Annotated in this window: 14 protein-coding genes; 4 read left to right on the top strand and 10 right to left on the bottom strand. The window is 58.2% G+C overall.

Going from position 1 to position 14,771, the window contains the following annotated elements; translation table 11 throughout:
* Positions 1–112: 112 nt before the first annotated feature.
* Both ADA16_RS05070 and ADA16_RS05065 read right to left on the bottom strand, forming a co-directional pair.
* Entirely contained in the window at positions 113–886 is a 774-nt protein-coding gene (locus tag ADA16_RS05070) for an alpha/beta fold hydrolase (RefSeq protein ID WP_048759732.1), read from the bottom strand.
* 35 nt (positions 887–921) lie between these two features.
* Positions 922–1,314: a DUF5997 family protein gene (locus tag ADA16_RS05065; RefSeq protein ID WP_048759965.1), complete on the bottom strand. Its 393-nt coding sequence runs from the start codon at positions 1,312–1,314 to the stop codon at positions 922–924.
* Positions 1,315–1,354: 40 nt separating this feature from the next.
* Between ADA16_RS05065 and ADA16_RS05060 the strand changes: the two genes are divergently transcribed.
* Together ADA16_RS05060 and ADA16_RS05055 are read left to right on the top strand one after the other, a co-directional pair.
* A complete protein-coding gene (locus tag ADA16_RS05060; protein WP_048759730.1) occupies positions 1,355–2,107 on the top strand; it encodes a LysR family transcriptional regulator in 753 nt (250 codons plus the stop codon).
* Positions 2,108–2,171: 64 nt separating this feature from the next.
* Complete coding sequence (locus ADA16_RS05055; RefSeq protein ID WP_048759728.1) at positions 2,172–2,804, top strand: GNAT family N-acetyltransferase; 633 nt, start codon at positions 2,172–2,174, stop codon at positions 2,802–2,804.
* A gap of 30 nt (positions 2,805–2,834) precedes the next feature.
* On the opposite strand, the gene ADA16_RS05050 is transcribed toward ADA16_RS05055, so the two are convergent.
* The 4 genes from ADA16_RS05050 to glpX all read right to left on the bottom strand — a co-directional run bounded on the left by ADA16_RS05050 (position 2,835) and on the right by glpX (position 7,938).
* Positions 2,835–4,433 (bottom strand): MDR family MFS transporter, encoded by a 1,599-nt coding sequence (locus tag ADA16_RS05050; RefSeq protein ID WP_048759726.1) that lies wholly within the window; start codon positions 4,431–4,433, stop codon positions 2,835–2,837.
* Positions 4,423–5,022: a TetR/AcrR family transcriptional regulator gene (locus tag ADA16_RS05045; RefSeq protein ID WP_239659345.1), complete on the bottom strand. Its 600-nt coding sequence runs from the start codon at positions 5,020–5,022 to the stop codon at positions 4,423–4,425. The genes ADA16_RS05050 and ADA16_RS05045 overlap by 11 nt, the downstream gene beginning before the upstream one ends.
* A gap of 329 nt (positions 5,023–5,351) precedes the next feature.
* Positions 5,352–6,752 carry a class II fumarate hydratase gene (locus tag ADA16_RS05040; RefSeq protein ID WP_048759723.1) on the bottom strand — a complete coding sequence of 467 codons (1,401 nt, stop codon included), beginning with the start codon at positions 6,750–6,752 and terminating at the stop codon, positions 5,352–5,354.
* A 160-nt stretch (positions 6,753–6,912) separates the two neighbouring features.
* A complete protein-coding gene (gene glpX, locus ADA16_RS05035) occupies positions 6,913–7,938 on the bottom strand; it encodes a class II fructose-bisphosphatase (protein WP_048759721.1) in 1,026 nt (341 codons plus the stop codon).
* Positions 7,939–8,308: 370 nt separating this feature from the next.
* Here glpX and ADA16_RS05030 point away from each other — a divergent pair, with 370 nt between their 5' ends.
* On the top strand, positions 8,309–8,938 hold the full coding sequence (locus tag ADA16_RS05030; protein WP_082150658.1) for a DUF4245 domain-containing protein: 630 nt from the start codon (positions 8,309–8,311) through the stop codon (positions 8,936–8,938).
* Between the two features lie 118 nt (positions 8,939–9,056).
* Here the strand turns inward: ADA16_RS05030 and ADA16_RS05025 are convergent, their stop codons facing one another.
* From ADA16_RS05025 to ADA16_RS05010, 4 genes are all read right to left on the bottom strand, one after another.
* Positions 9,057–9,347, bottom strand: coding sequence for an exodeoxyribonuclease VII small subunit (locus tag ADA16_RS05025; protein ID WP_048759717.1), 291 nt, complete (start codon positions 9,345–9,347; stop codon positions 9,057–9,059).
* A gap of 61 nt (positions 9,348–9,408) precedes the next feature.
* Positions 9,409–10,644 carry an exodeoxyribonuclease VII large subunit gene (gene xseA / locus ADA16_RS05020; protein WP_048759716.1) on the bottom strand — a complete coding sequence of 412 codons (1,236 nt, stop codon included), beginning with the start codon at positions 10,642–10,644 and terminating at the stop codon, positions 9,409–9,411.
* Positions 10,645–10,751: 107 nt separating this feature from the next.
* Complete coding sequence (locus ADA16_RS05015; protein ID WP_048759714.1) at positions 10,752–11,948, bottom strand: DUF6542 domain-containing protein; 1,197 nt, start codon at positions 11,946–11,948, stop codon at positions 10,752–10,754.
* Positions 11,949–12,028: 80 nt separating this feature from the next.
* Entirely contained in the window at positions 12,029–13,579 is a 1,551-nt protein-coding gene (locus tag ADA16_RS05010) for an AI-2E family transporter (RefSeq protein WP_048759712.1), read from the bottom strand.
* 94 nt (positions 13,580–13,673) lie between these two features.
* Here ADA16_RS05010 and ychF point away from each other — a divergent pair, with 94 nt between their 5' ends.
* Positions 13,674–14,756, top strand: a complete 1,083-nt coding sequence (gene ychF, locus ADA16_RS05005; protein ID WP_048759710.1) for a redox-regulated ATPase YchF — start codon at positions 13,674–13,676, stop codon at positions 14,754–14,756.
* Positions 14,757–14,771: the final 15 nt, after the last annotated feature.

The raw sequence follows: 14,771 nt of genomic DNA, 5'->3' as shown, positions 1-14,771 counted from the left end.
CAGTCATAGCAACCTCCAATTGCACTCGAAAAAATGACGCGACCCGTGCGCCGTCCCTTGTGGAATGGACAGCGAGCAGGTCGCGTCATTTTTTATTGCCGTGGTTGAGGGGCTAGTCGGCAATCCCGTCAATGTGCGCCAGCAGGGCAGAGTTGTAGTACTCCGGAGCCTCCTGGTTAAGCAGGTGCTTGGCCGGCGAAATGGTAATCATGGTCGAGCCCGCGATGCCGTCGTGAAGCGAAGTGACGATGTCGAGGGATGTAGATGTGTCCTGTTTGCCAGCGATGACCAGCGTCGGAGCGGTGATGTCGGCGAGGCGCTCGCGGGTATCGAAGCGAGACAGTGCGCCGCAGGCACCGATGTAACCGTCGTTGGGGCAGTCGGCAATCATGTCGCGGAAGCGGGCTGGTAGCTCGGGGCTGGTGTCGAAGCACTGGTCGGTGAACCAGTTGCGGACGACAGTGTCGGCAAGAGCGACCGTGCCCTTTTCGCGCACGAGCTCAGCCTTTTCCTGCCAGGCCTCGGGTGTGCCGAACTTCGGCGCCGTCGACGACAGCGTCAGGCTGGCCACGCGATTGGCGTGCTCTAGCGCGATGGTCTGGGCGATAGCGCCGCCGAGCGATAGGCCGACAAAGTGCGCGCGGTCGACATCCTCCTCATTGAGAACCTCGATGATGTCGGCAGCCAGGTGACTCATATTCCACTCGCCCTCGGGGATGGGGGATTCGCCATGGCCACGGACATCAGGGGTGATGACCTGGTACTTCTCGCTCAAAGCGGCTACCTGCGGCTCCCACATCTCCTGTGTGGTGCCCAGGGAGCCAATCAGGACAACCGTGCCGTTGCCCTTGTGGTTGATTGCATGTGCGGTGTAGTCGATGGCCATGGGAAAACCTCCTTAAAAGGTGTTGGCTGTGTCAGCTATTTCTCGGCGTTGCGAGCAGCTTCAGCGGCAGCCCGACCGGGGCCGTCGTCCTTCTTGGCCTCTGCCTCCGCGGCTTCAGCGCGCTGCTTCGCCATGGACTCGCGGGCGGTCGCCAGCCACTCCGGCATCTGCTCGAGCAAGTCCTTAATCTCCGCCGTCGTTAGCGGCTTGTCCATGTCGTTCTTCTTCAGCGCCGTAATGGTGATGCCCAGCTTTCGGGCAACCTCCGGACGCGGATGCGGTCCATTGCGGCGCAGCTCAGCGAGCCACTCCGGCGGATTGGACTGCAGTTCCGCAAACTGTGCGTGCGAAATCTCACCAGTGCGAAATTCCTCGGGCGTGGCCGGGAGGAAAATGCCAAGTTTCTTGGCTGCGGTTAGGGGTTTCATGGGTTCAACGCTAGCACCCATTCGAGTAACCTTGCGGAGTATGTCAACCCCTGAACCCGCCGTCCTGCGCATCGTGTTCGCCACCGGCACCAGCCCCGAGAAGTGGTTTCGTCGCTTCCGAGACCGCATTCCGGCAACACTGCACACTCATGTCGCTGACAATCCGATGTCCGACCTGGTCAACGGGGGCGCTGATATGGCGCTCGTGCGGTTGGAGTCGGAAAGCGCGCTGCCCGAGTCGCTCCATCGCGTCCGGCTTTACGACGAAGCCTGGGGCGTGGCCTTCGAAAAGGAACATGTGTTCTCCCTTACTGAGTCCGTGCCGGAAGGGCTATTGGAAGACGAAACTGTGCTGCTGACCTCCGTGGATGCGGACGAGCTTCGACAAATGCTGCCTATCGCAGCCACTGGTGCAGGTGTCGTGGTGGGACCGCGCACCATTTTGAAGGCGCTGTCGAAGAAAGCAGTGTCCTCATCGGATTTGGTCGCTGAGGAAGGGGATACAGAGCCACTGTCGCGGACAGCCATTTGGCTAGTGTGGCCGAAAGCGGAGGACGACGAGCTCCGGCAGGAGTTCGTCGGCATTGTTCAGGGGCGCAGGGAGGGCTCGACACGCACGCAGTTGGGGCGCAGGAAGGCTGACGAGGCTCCGAAAAAGCTCTCAGCCAGAGAAAAGACGCTTGCTAAGCAAGCCCGCCGGCAGCGCGCGGGGGCCGTCGTAAAGCATGCGCGCAGTGGCCGTGGCGGACGTCGAAGCGGTGGCGGAAGCGGGCGGACGCGTAGGCGAAAGTAATTTTTTTACAATATTTTTGCCGTTTCATTCGACGCGCACGGAAAAATTAGCCAAACTTGTAGTTATGGCTGAAAAGAAGCGCGATTTCACGATTCGAATGATGCGTGAAGAGGACTATCCACAGATCCAAGAGATCTACGAGATTGGCCTGGATACGGGGCATGCATCGTGGGAACATTCCGCTCCCGAGTGGGATGAATTCATCGCTCTGAAACGAGTGGATTTGTGTTACGTCGCAGTCGACGCGGAGAATCCAGACAAGATTCTGGCATGGGCATCGGCGGCGCCGGTGTCGAAGCGTCCGATTTTCAATGGTGTCATCGAAGACTCCATCTACGTTCACCCTGACGGACAGGGTATGGGATTGGCCGCGACGCTGTTGCAGAAGCTTATCGACGATGCCACCGAGCTCGACTGCTGGTCGATTCACTCGTGGGTCTTCCCGGAGAATGTGGGCTCGCTAAAGCTGCATCAAAAGCTCGGTTTCCGTGAAGTGGGCATCTACCATCACATGGCAAAGATGACCTACGGCCCGATGGCGGGGCAGTGGCGTGATGTCATTATTTTGGAAAAGCTGCTGGAAAAGCCGGAAGAGCGCGCGCTGAAGCGCGTCCAGGAAGAAGCAGAAGCCGCCGGCGAGCCGAACCGTCCTATTTTGGACAAGCTCGACCGCGCCGACGGCCAGGTGGGAGCATAGCCGCCGCGAGCTGCGGCTCCCGCGTATTAGCTACTCGACGGTTTCCTTCAAAGGATCCTCGCGAACGAAGAACACAATGATTGCTGCCAGAATAATCACTGGTGTCAGCACTAAGAAGATCGGCGTCAAACCATCGTTGTAGCTGGAGATCAGCGCTTCATGGATTGGCGCCGGCAGGCTATCTAGCACCTGTGGTGTCAGGGAGCCGATGGACTTGGAGGAAAAGCCCTCCGGGCCCATCTGTTTTGCGAACTCCGCCGCAGCCTCCGGGGATGCGGCCTTAATCTGGTCGATGGCAGCGGGGACACGCTCGCCGGCCAAGTCCTTCATGCGGTGGATGAAAATCGAACCCACAATGGAGGAACCGACCGCACCGCCAATCTGGCGGAAGAAATTATTCGCAGCGGTAGCGGTACCGACCATGGCGACAGGGAAGGAGTTCTGGACAATGAGCACCAGAACCTGCATGCCGGTACCTAGACCGAATCCCATGATGAATAGGTAAACGCCAACCTGCCAAAGCGGGGTAGTGGTCTCCAGCGTGGACAGTAAGTAGAGGGAGACAGCCATAATCATCAGGCCAATGAACGGGTAGAAGCGGTACTTACCGGTGCGGGAAACAATTTGGCCCACGCCGATTGAGGTCAGCAGCATGCCGACCATCATTGGCGTCATCATCAAACCTGCGGCGGTCGGTGACATTGAGTGGACCATCTGCAGGTAGGTCGGAATATAGGCCATAGTGCCGAACATCGCGATACCCAGAATCAGGCCCGACACGGTTGTGAGCACAAAGTTGCGGTTGCTAAACAGGTGCGTCGGAATCAGTGGGTTGGAAACGCGAGTCTCGGTGAAGAAGAACAGCACCCAGGAAATCACCGAGGCAACGATAAGTGAGATGATGACCCCGGAGTTCCAGCCGTACTGTGTACCGCCCCAGGTGGTGGTGAGGATTAGCGTCGATGCAGCGGCAGTCAGGAACATCGTGCCGATGTAGTCAAAATTTCCTTCCCGCTGGCGTCGAGGCAACTTCAGGAAAGCCGCGGCTGCCAACAGTGCAACCGCTCCCATCGGGACGTTAATCCACAGGCCCCAACGCCAGCCTGGGCCGTCGGTAAACCAGCCTCCCAGCACCGGTCCCAGCACGGAACTCAGGCCGAACACAGCACCCATGATGCCCATGTATTTACCGCGCTGGCGTGCAGGGATAACCTCAGCCAGGATGGCCTGCGAAGAAACCATCAATGTACCGCCAGCAAAGCCCTGAAAAGCGCGGGCTGCGATGAGCAGGCTCATGGAGTCGGTGACTGCACCCATGACGGAACCGACCATGAACAGCGCGATGCCCATCATGAACAGGCCCTTGCGCCCAATCATGTCACCGAGCTTGCCGACAATCGGCATTGCCACAGTCTGTGCCAACAGGAACGCAGAAATGACCCACGACATGTGGTCGACACCGCCGAGCTCGCCGACGATGGTCGGCAGCGCGGTGGCGAAAATCATCTGCCCCAGCGAGCTCATCAGCATAGTGAGAATGAGCGCGAAGAAGATGATGCCCAAGCGGGAATTGTTGTCAGAAACCGTGGTGTCGGTTTTGTCTTGGATCGTGGTGTCGCTAGCTGTCACTGTTCCTCCTCCAGAAATTCTTAACGACGTCGGCGGCGTCGTGAAGCGGTGTGTCTGTTGTGAATTCGTCCCGATGAGCCGATGAGTAGAGCACGCATTCGCGGACGAAACCGACCGACAGTGCTACCTCGTGCCCGACGGGCAGCTCGGGGTGCGTGCGCGACTGTGGATTCATCTCGAAATAGCGCTCAAATGCGGACCGGACGCGGCGCATTGAGCTGCCAAAATTGGAAATGACAACCGTCGAGAGCTTTGGCTCATTGCGCAAAATCTCGCGGATACGCTCCTTGAGCATGCGGTGAAATTCCTCGGTTGCCCCCAGCTCTTTATATCGGAGTAGCTGGGATCGCTGCTTTTGCTCAATGAAATCGAGCATGTCCGCGATGGGGTCTTGGTGAGTTTGAGCGAGGAATGTCTCTTCATCGTCAGCATCGAATGACATGATGCCGCTGCCGAAGATGGATTGATCCTTGGAGTCGAAGTAATTGAAGAATGTGCGTCGACTGATATTGACCCGCTGGCAGATGTCTTCGATATTGACTTGGTCGTATCCGCGATCTAGCACCAGAGCGGTCGCTGCATCGGCCAAAGCACAGTGTGTTTGAAATCTTTTGAGCTCCCGGAGACTGCATTCGGGACGTTGGCCCGGGTCCAATCTGGGATAAGCATTTTCATCAATTTGCACAAGGTGCAAAGTTACACCGAGTGTAATTCGGTGGCAAGTTGACTAATCAACATAAAGTTTGCCGCAGGGCGCATCCCCGGCAGTATGGCAGGGGTCGAATGGGGGACACGAAGTCACTCTCCGATCATTGCGAATGGGGAGTGACAAAACAAAGGACCCCGGAGTCTTTCAACGAAGTGAGACTCCAGGGTCTTATGTAAAAGGTGCTCTCACACCTTTGAGTTCAGAAAGAACTAGTCACGATCAGTGTTGGCCATTGCCAGCACGTCGAGGCGCTTGTCCAGCTCTTCTTCGGTCAGCTTCTCACCGTCGACGAAGCCCATGTCGATTACCGTCTGACGGATGGTCTTGCCTTCCTTCAGAGCAGTCTTAGCGACCTTAGCTGCGTTCTCGTAGCCGATAGCGGAGTTCAGCGGGGTGACGATCGACGGGGAGGACTCAGCCAAAGTCTTCATACGCTCGATGTTCGGCTCGATGCCGTCAACCAGCTTCTCAGCGAAGACGCGAGCGGTGTTGGCCAGCAGCTTGGAGGACTCCAGGACGTTGCGTGCCATGACCGGGATGAAGACGTTCAGCTCGAACGCACCGTTAGCGCCGGCGAAGGCGACAGCAGCGTCGTTACCCATGACCTGTGCTGCGACCTGAGTAGCGGTCTCACACAGAACCGGGTTGACCTTGCCCGGCATGATGGAGGAACCCGGCTGCAGGTCCGGCAGGTGGATCTCAGCGAGGCCGGTCAGCGGGCCGGAGCCCATCCAGCGAATGTCGTTTGCAATCTTGTTCAGGGAGACAGCAACCGAGCGCATAGCGCCGGAGAACTCAACCAGGCCGTCGCGGTTAGCCTGAGCCTCGAAGTGGTTCTGCGCTTCCTTGAGCTCCTTGACACCGGTGAGCTCAATGAGCTGCTCGGTGACCTTGGCGCCGAAGTCCGCCGGGGTGTTCAGGCCGGTGCCGACAGCAGTACCACCAATCGGCAGCTCGCCCAGGCGCGGCAGGGTGGCCTCGATGCGCTCAATGCCAGCCTCAATCTGGCGAGCGTAACCGGAGAACTCCTGACCCAGGGTCACCGGGACAGCGTCCATCAGGTGGGTACGGCCGGACTTAACAACGGTCTCCCACTCCTTGGCCTTCTTAGCCAGGGACTCCTGCAGAACCTTCAGGCCCGGGATGAGGTCCTTGATAGCTGCCTCGGTTGCCGCGACGTGAGTTGCAGTCGGGAAGGTGTCATTGGAGGACTGCCCCATGTTGACGTGGTCATTCGGGTGAACCTCAACGCCGTTGGCCTTTGCAATGGAAGCAATGACTTCGTTGGTGTTCATGTTCGAGGAAGTACCCGAACCGGTCTGGAAGACATCAATCGGGAACTGGTCATCGTGCTTGCCTTCGGCAATTTCCTTGGCAGCGGCGACGATGGCATCCGCCTGCTCGGCAGACAGCAAGCCGCGATCCTTGTTAACGATGGCGCAAGCTGCCTTCAGCAGACCCATAGCGCGAATCTGTGCAGACTCCAGCGGACGGCCGGAAATCGGAAAGTTCTCAACTGCACGCTGAGTCTGTGCGCGCCACAGGGCGTCAACCGGAACCTTGACCTCGCCCATGGTGTCGTGCTCGATGCGGAACTGCTGCTCTGTCATTCGTTGCCTCTTTCAGTTAGGGGAACTTGAGTGCGTGCACAACGGCCGATTCCGCATGTCATTTTCATGCGATGCAGAGCCGCTAGCGCATTCGCCTTCAAGTATGAATCAGTTTGATAAAAAAGTGGTGCCCTGAGGGCACCACTAAAGGGGTAGTTACTTACAGATCGATGTCCGGCATCTCACCGGAGCCGTAGTCGATGGTGGCGTACTTGCGCAGCTTCTCCAGGGAGTGGAAAGCCTCGATGCGGCGAATGGTGCCGGACTTGGAGCGCATGACCAGCGAGCGGGTCCACGCACCGTTACCGCGGTAAGCGACGCCGCGCAGCATGTCACCGTTGGTGACACCAGTGGCAACGAAGTAGCAGTTGTCGGATGCAACCAGGTCATCGGTGGTCAGAACACGAGACAAATCGTGTCCCGCGTCAAGCGCCTTTTTAATTTCAGCCTCATCGCGCGGGTGCAGCTTGCCCTGAATCTCGCCGCCCATACACTTCATGGCGCAAGCGGTAATGACACCTTCCGGAGTGCCGCCGACGCCCATCATGATATCGACGGAGTTCGTGTTCTGAGCTGCGGCAACAGCGCCGGCAACGTCACCGTCGCCGATGAGGCGAACCTTGGCGCCAGCCTCGCGGATGTCACGAATCATGTCAGCGTGGCGCGGACGATCCAGCACGACAACGGTGACATCTTCCGGACGCAGCCCCTTGGCCTTCGCAACGGCCTTAATGTTGTGCTCAACCGGCGCTTCGATGTCAATCTTGCCGGCAGCCTCCGGGCCAACAGCAATCTTGTCCATGTAGAACACAGCCGATGGGTCGTACATGGAACCGCGGTCTGCGGCAGCAAGAACGGCGATGGAGTTCGGGCGGCCCTCTGCCATCAGAGTGGTGCCATCAATCGGGTCAACTGCGATGTCGACGGCCGGGCCTTCGCCGTTGCCGACCTTTTCGCCGTTGAACAGCATCGGGGCTTCGTCCTTTTCGCCCTCGCCAATAACAACGACACCGTTCATGGCCACGGTGTTGATGAGCTGGCGCATGGCATCGACGGCAGCGCCGTCGCCCTTTTCCTTCTGACCACGACCGACCCACTGACCAGCTGCCAGTGCAGCGGATTCAGTAACTCGGACGAGCTCCATCGCAAGGTTGCGATCTGGTGCTTCAGGATTCGAGGCGTTCATTGAATTCTGGCCCTTCCGTCTTTTTTAGGAACTCTTTTGAGGTTTGAGAATGTGCTGGGAGACGCCACGCCAGGAAACTGGGGTTTAGCGCTGCAACAATTTCTATTTATCGATGTTTGGCGCGACCTTTTGAGCGCCATTGCATCTGTTACTAGTGTTCCACCTTTTTCATGTTCGGGGGTGGACACAGTGCCAAAGTGGGGGGAGCTTCAGGGCTAAACCCCCACATCACGCGGGTATCAAAAGTTTGTTCCGGCGCCAGTTCGCTTGACGACGTCGACAGCGTCCGTCACCAACCATTGCTAGCTGCAGCTGTGCGGATGCAGCCGATGACTAGGTTCGTTGCGAGGCGTTTGGCATACTTGAGCGCGTGGCGAATGAGAAACCTAGGATTTTGCAGGACAGCCGAGATATGATTCTCACCCTCGTGGTGATGTTCCTTGCGGTGGCTGTCACCATCGGCTTTACCGGCCTGTGCAGCTTTAACCCCGGGAAGCCGGAAAACGGTCCGGTGCGCGAGGTCGATGCCGCCCCATTCGTGAACATGGAGGCTCGGCGCGTGGACTATCCAGTTCGCCTGCCGAAGGTACCTGAGGACTGGACTTCAAACTCGACCCGCGCGGGTATGGCGGCGGGGAAGCAGACGACCATTATTGGGTATGTCACCGCTAGCGGAGCATTCGCCCAGGTCACGCAGACAGATGCGGAAGCTGGCCAGCTGCCGGATGACGGTAAGAACCGTCTCCGTGACGGCACCACGGATGTTGAAGGCACAACCTGGACCAAGTATGCGCCGGCTGAGGACAACGTGCGTCGAGTATGGGTTGGTGACCTCGGTGATGCTCGCGCGATTATTGAGGGCACTGCCAGCGACGAGGAATTCACGCAGTTGGCCACGGCTTTGCAAAAGGCCGAGCCAATTGATCCGGATGCATCGATGCCAGAATCGTCACAGTCGCAGCAGACGGCGTCCGACGTGCCTTCGACACCAGCAAAGTAAGCTGAGTTGAGAGGTCGCCTGGGTCGATAATTCCAACTAGCGCGATAAAATAGCTGAACTCAGCTATCGGCCACGAGATGAGAAACGACATGCACTGACGGTCGTTTCTCGTCTCTTTTTATTCTTCGCCGCCCGTATTTTCCGCAGAAGCTGAGGCATCTTGATTCTTGCTGGCTAAGGCAGCTTCGACCTTTGCCCGTGCACCAGCCAAATGCTCCTCGCAGCGACGAGCCAGAGCCTCGCCTCGCTCCCACAGCGTCAGCGATTCATCCAAGCTCATCTGCCCGAGTTCCAGGAGCTTTACAGTCTCTACCAGTGCATCTCGCGCCTGCTCGTAGCTCAGGTCCTCAACCGGTACCTGTTCCTCCGAAGAGGGAGCCTGACCCGCGCCGAAAACATTGTCATTCATTAGCGAATACGTCCTTCACATCTAGTAATTAAAGCTTCAAGGTTGGAAAAGTCATTGCTTACTAATTCGCCGGCTTCGTAGCTAGCGTCGCTGCAGAGATGGAGCCGTCACTGACGCGAATTCGTAGTTGGGAACCCATCGGAGCATCTGCAATAGAGGTCACAATCTGTGGTTCTGGCTGAGTAGCCGATTGTGCCTGCACGATGGCATAGCCGCGAGCGAGGGTGGCAGAGGGGCCAAGTGCTGAAACCTTGCCGCGCAATCCCGATACCACTGCTTCCTCGCGTTCCAAACTGCGGTTGATGAGAAAACGCAGCCGATCCACCTGCGCCGTGACAAATTCTTCACGCACGCGGATGGGAGTGTGCGGATCGCGCAGTACCGGCCGCGACGTCAAATCCCGCAGAGTAGCTACTTCACGGTCAACCCACCGCCGCAGAGACGCCGAGGAACGCTCACGGAGTTGTTCAATTAGGCGACGTTCCTCGGCGGCATCGGGCACCGTCTTCTTCGCAGCATCCGTCGGTGTGGCAGCACGTAAGTCAGCGACGTAATCCAACAGCGGAGTATCCGGTTCGTGCCCAATTGCGGAAACCACCGGTGTTGTCGCCTTACTCACCGCACGAATCAGCGCCTCATCTGAAAAAGGCAGCAAATCTTCGACACTGCCACCGCCACGGGCGACGATGATGACATCGACCTCCGGGTCGGCGTCGAGCTGTGCCAGCGCCTCAATAATCTCCGGAACAGCCTTGGCTCCCTGCACAATTGTGTTGATTACCCGGAAATCCACCTCAGGCCAGCGGGCACCCGCAACCGAAAGCACATCGCGTTCAGCTGCCGAACCGCGACCGGTAATCAACCCGATCTTGTTGGGGAGGTAGGGCAGAGGGCGTTTCAGCCGTGGATCAAAAAGGCCCTCCGCCGCTAGCGCCTGGCGCAGCTGCTCCAACCGCGCCAACAGCTGCCCCAAGCCCACGGGCCGCCACTGCGTAGCCCAGAGGGAAAACTGCCCTCGGCCGGCATAAAACGCAGGCTTACCCAAAACCACTACGCGGTCGCCGTTGCGCAACGGATTATTGCGCAGAGCCGCCGTAGAACAAGTCACCGACACCGAAAACTCTGCGGAGGTGTCACGCAGAGTGATGTAGGAGAGCTTCCAGCTCGGCTTGGAGTTGACCTGGGCGATTTCCCCCTCGACCCAAATCTGTCCAAGGCGCTCAATATAGTCCTTGACTAACTGGTTCAGGCGCCGAACCTGAACCGGTTTCTCGGCCGACGTTTCCAATTTCGACATACATCAACACTTACACGATGGGGCGGATTGTCCTGCTAACAAACGCACGTTGCCCACAGGCTAAATCTGCCTGTGGGCAACTGTGACGGTAAAAGTGCAAGCCCGAGCTACTTGCGGTAACGAGACCTGCTATCGCGGCCGGTTATCCGCTCCTGGCGGGGGCGCTGCTGTCGCGGCGGCCACTCCTCGGTACGGCGGTGATTGTCCATCGGGCGTGTGGGGCGCTGCTGCGACTTTGCGGACGGGGACCCCGGCGAAGACTGCTCTCCCCACATCCGCGCCGTTCCTTCCGCTTGACGACGGGGGAACTCCGGCGTTGGCCGCTGCGGTGCGTTTGGCCGTTCAATCGGACGACGAGGCTGCTGGCGAGCGGAGTTCGACGCGGCCGAATCCTGAGTAAAGTGCGGCTGACCCGGCTGCGGGCGAGACTGCCAACGTGATGTCGGTTGCTGGGCACGCTGTGCAAAATTGGAGCGCTGCTGTGGACGCTCACTTGGGCGAGGCATCTGTGTCGGGCGCTGTTGGGAACGTCTGCCCGAACGGTCAGCTGAGCGCTCTCGTAGTCGTTCGGCTGGACGTGGCGCAGAGCTGGAGCCTGCTGCCGGCCGGTTACTAGAACGAGTATTCTCCTGCTGTGTCCGCGTTGCCTGTTGACGTGCCTGGCGGCGAGCTTCCGCATCTCGGATAATATCCGCAGCGGGACGTCGTGAAGCAGAACGTTCCTGAGAGCGAGAAGCTACGCGGCGATCAGATTCGGCGAGTCGACGGCGAACTTGAGAGCTGGATTCAACGGCGGCCTCATCGCGATTCTGCCGTTGCTTGGCGGCCTTGCGCTGAGTATTGAGAGTTTTCTCCTGTTTGCGGGTGATTTCGAGGTAACGCCACACTGCGATGATGACGCAGATAATCACCAAAACCAGCAGCCATGGGAACTGCTGGATGATGGGATATGCAGAGGTCACTAACCGGGCGCGTTTAGAGGTTGTCGCGGTCGCGCCACCATTTTCGGGATCGGCGAAAGAACCCGTAAACCACGCTGTGAAAAAGGTGACAATCGCGAACAGAATGGGAATCTGCGCGACTGTAACCACTAGGCCGCGGGGAACGACCAGTAGAGTTCCGGCCACGGCGGCCACAGTAAAAGCAATGAAGTAGGGCTTACCGATTGACCCGTTGGGAACAGAAAAAAGCAAACCAATAACGCCGGCCAGAAGCATCAGCAACGGCGGCACAAACATTGGCACGCGTGGAAGCAGTGGTTTGTCCCCACTGCCTTTACGGGTTACTGCTGATCTGTTCGACACGAATGCGTATCCTACCGGTTACTAGTGATAAAAACGGGCAAGCACGACATATAGGCTCGCCCGTGTCTTGGAACTTTGCCTTATTTATCCTTCTTTGAGAAAGGCCCCGAAACCACTTCGGAAATCTTGTGGAAGGCCTTGGTCATCGTTCCCTCTTCCTGCTTGGTCGGACCGGCATCGGGGGAAACCTGACCAGCGGTGCGAGCATCCGCCTTCACAGCGCTGTCTGCGGAGGTATCTGTATTGTCACTACCCAGGCGGAACGAAGCCAGGCGGTCGCGCATCGCACGGCCGGCAGCCTCAATCTGAATACCGGAGATTGAACCCGCGTCCGTGGCGAACTTGATGTCCTTTGCGGTCTTGTCACCTGTGCGCAGGTCTGTTAGGTCACCTAGGTAACGGAACCAGACCGCAATGACTGCAGTGACCGGCACAGCAAGGAAAGCGCCGATGATGCCGAAGATGCCGCCACCGAGCAGAACCACCAGCAGGACGATTGCGGCGTGCAGGTCCATGGCCTTGGACTGCAGAATCGGCGAGAGGATGTTGCCCTCAATCTGCTGGACGGCGATGATGATAATCAACACGAGGATCGCCGTGGTCAGGCCGTTGGCCACCAATGCGACAACCACAGCAATGAAGCCCGCGGTGAACGCACCGACAATTGGAATGAAGCCGGCGAAGAAGGTCACCACGGCGAGAACCATTGCCAGCGGCACGTTCAAAATCGCAAGGCCGGCACCGATGAAGACCGCGTCGATAAGCGAAACGATAGCCTGCGTGCGGATGTAACCCGACAGCGTGTTCCAGGAGCGGGTGAGAACCTCTGTGAGGTGCCAGCCGAGGCGACGCCCGGTCAGGCGGCGGAGCCAGGGGAGGAAGTCCTGGCCGTCTTTGATGAAGAAGAATGTCAGCACCAGCATGGCCATCGTAGTCACGGCGACCGATGAGACCACTGAAATACCCTGGAATACCGTGTTGGCGATATCGCCGGAGCGCTCCTGGAGCCATTGGGAACCCTGGTCCAGAGCGTCGAGGATTTGTTCATCCTTGACGTTAAATGGCGGTGCCTGAATGATGTTCTGGACCTCTTGAATGCCATCTGTGAACTGGCGACGCAATTCGGGGAACTGCGACTGCACAGTTGGTGCGAGTAGCGCGACAACACCGCCAAACATTGCCAGCGCTCCAACAATGACCGTCAGTGCGGCGAGTGCGCGGGGCCAGCGGTGCTTCATCAGGAACACGGCGGGTGGAGCCAACACCGTGGAGACAATCAGGGCCAGCAGAATCGGCAGAACGCCAGCCCAAATCTTCCCCAGGATCATAGTGATGACGTACAGCGCCGCTGCGGTGATGAGGAAGCGCAGGCACCAACCCGCAAACCATCGGGCACCTTCGCCGATGACGTCAGCGCGATCGATGGATTCCGTGTCGTTTTCGCTCATAAGCTCATTGAGGTTTTCAGCGTCCTCCGGCAAATCCGGTTGGGTCGCCGCAGACTTATGGGCGTCGGAGGGGATAGATAGAGACTGTTCCACACGTAGAGGCTCCGATCCCATTACATAATCGATAGCGTCTTTTTCGGACTGTGCAGTCCACTCTTCGCCTTCATTGGGTTTATTGCTCACGTATTCATTATGGGGGTTCGGGCGGCGTACAGGGCAACTTCACGAAGTTAGGGCGAGTTCAAATCTTTCTCCCCGAGCCCGTAAGATGAGCTGTGTGAGTCTTACACTTGGAATCGTCGGTCTGCCCAATGTCGGAAAGTCAACCCTATTTAACGCTTTGACGCGCAACGATGTGCTGGCTGCGAATTATCCGTTCGCCACCATCGAGCCGAACGTCGGCGTTGTGGAGCTTCCCGATCCCCGTTTGAATAAGCTCGCGGAAATTTACAAATCGAAGCGTATCGTTCCAGCCACGGTGTCGTTTGTGGACATCGCCGGCATCGTCAAGGGTGCGTCCGAGGGTGAAGGTTTGGGTAACAAGTTCCTCGCCAACATCCGCGAGGCTGACGCGATCTGTCAGGTCGTCCGTGTCTTCAATGATGACGACGTCGTGCATGTCGACGGTAAGGTCGACCCGGCCTCCGACATCGGTGTGATTGAAACCGAGCTCATCCTGGCTGATATCCAGACTATTGAGAAGGCGTTGCCGCGGCTGGAAAAGGAAGCCAAGAAGGACAAGGACAAGGTCGGGGAGGTTGAGGCTGCCAAGCAGGCTCTTGCCGTGCTGGAAGAAGGGCGCACTCTCTTCGCTGCTTCCGATGATGTGAAGCTCTCCGCTCTGCGCGAGCTGCACTTGCTCACCGCAAAGCCGTTCCTCTACGTCTTCAATGCTGACGAGGAAGTGCTTGCCGACGAGGACCGCCGCGCGGATCTGGCCGCCGCTGTGGAACCGGCGGACTGCGTTTTTCTCGATGCCAAGGCTGAATCCGACCTGCTGGAGCTGGATGAGGAATCCCGCAATGAGCTCCTGGCTGAAATTGGCCAGACCGAGCCGGGTCTGCATTCGCTTGCTCGCGCTGGTTTCCGCACTCTGGGTCTGCAGACCTACCTGACTGCTGGTGAGCAGGAAGCTCGTGCTTGGACTATTCGCAAGGGTGCCACAGCTCCGCAGGCTGCCGGTGTGATCCACACTGACTTTGAGCGTGGCTTTATTAAGGCTGAAATTGTGTCCTTCAATGACTTGGTTGAGGCCGGCTCAATCGCTGAAGCGAAGGCCAAGGGCAAGGTCCGCCAGGAGGGCAAGGACTACATCATGCACGACGGTGACGTGGTGGAGTTTCGTTTCAATGTAACCTGAGGCGCGCTAGTGTTA

The sequence above is a fragment of the Corynebacterium vitaeruminis genome (assembly GCF_001054325.1).
Taxonomy (GTDB): domain Bacteria; phylum Actinomycetota; class Actinomycetes; order Mycobacteriales; family Mycobacteriaceae; genus Corynebacterium; species Corynebacterium vitaeruminis_A.
This window is presented reverse-complemented; position numbering and strand designations above follow the sequence as displayed.

Coding starts and splice junctions, on each gene's coding strand:
- ADA16_RS05070 (WP_048759732.1), bottom strand. CDS start 886: ATGGCCATCGACTACACCGCACATGCAATCAACCACAAGGGCAACGGC.
- ADA16_RS05065 (WP_048759965.1), bottom strand. CDS start 1,314: ATGAAACCCCTAACCGCAGCCAAGAAACTTGGCATTTTCCTCCCGGCC.
- ADA16_RS05060 (WP_048759730.1), top strand. CDS start 1,355: ATGTCAACCCCTGAACCCGCCGTCCTGCGCATCGTGTTCGCCACCGGC.
- ADA16_RS05055 (WP_048759728.1), top strand. CDS start 2,172: ATGGCTGAAAAGAAGCGCGATTTCACGATTCGAATGATGCGTGAAGAG.
- ADA16_RS05040 (WP_048759723.1), bottom strand. CDS start 6,752: ATGACAGAGCAGCAGTTCCGCATCGAGCACGACACCATGGGCGAGGTC.
- glpX (WP_048759721.1), bottom strand. CDS start 7,938: ATGAACGCCTCGAATCCTGAAGCACCAGATCGCAACCTTGCGATGGAG.
- ADA16_RS05025 (WP_048759717.1), bottom strand. CDS start 9,347: ATGAATGACAATGTTTTCGGCGCGGGTCAGGCTCCCTCTTCGGAGGAA.
- xseA (WP_048759716.1), bottom strand. CDS start 10,644: ATGTCGAAATTGGAAACGTCGGCCGAGAAACCGGTTCAGGTTCGGCGC.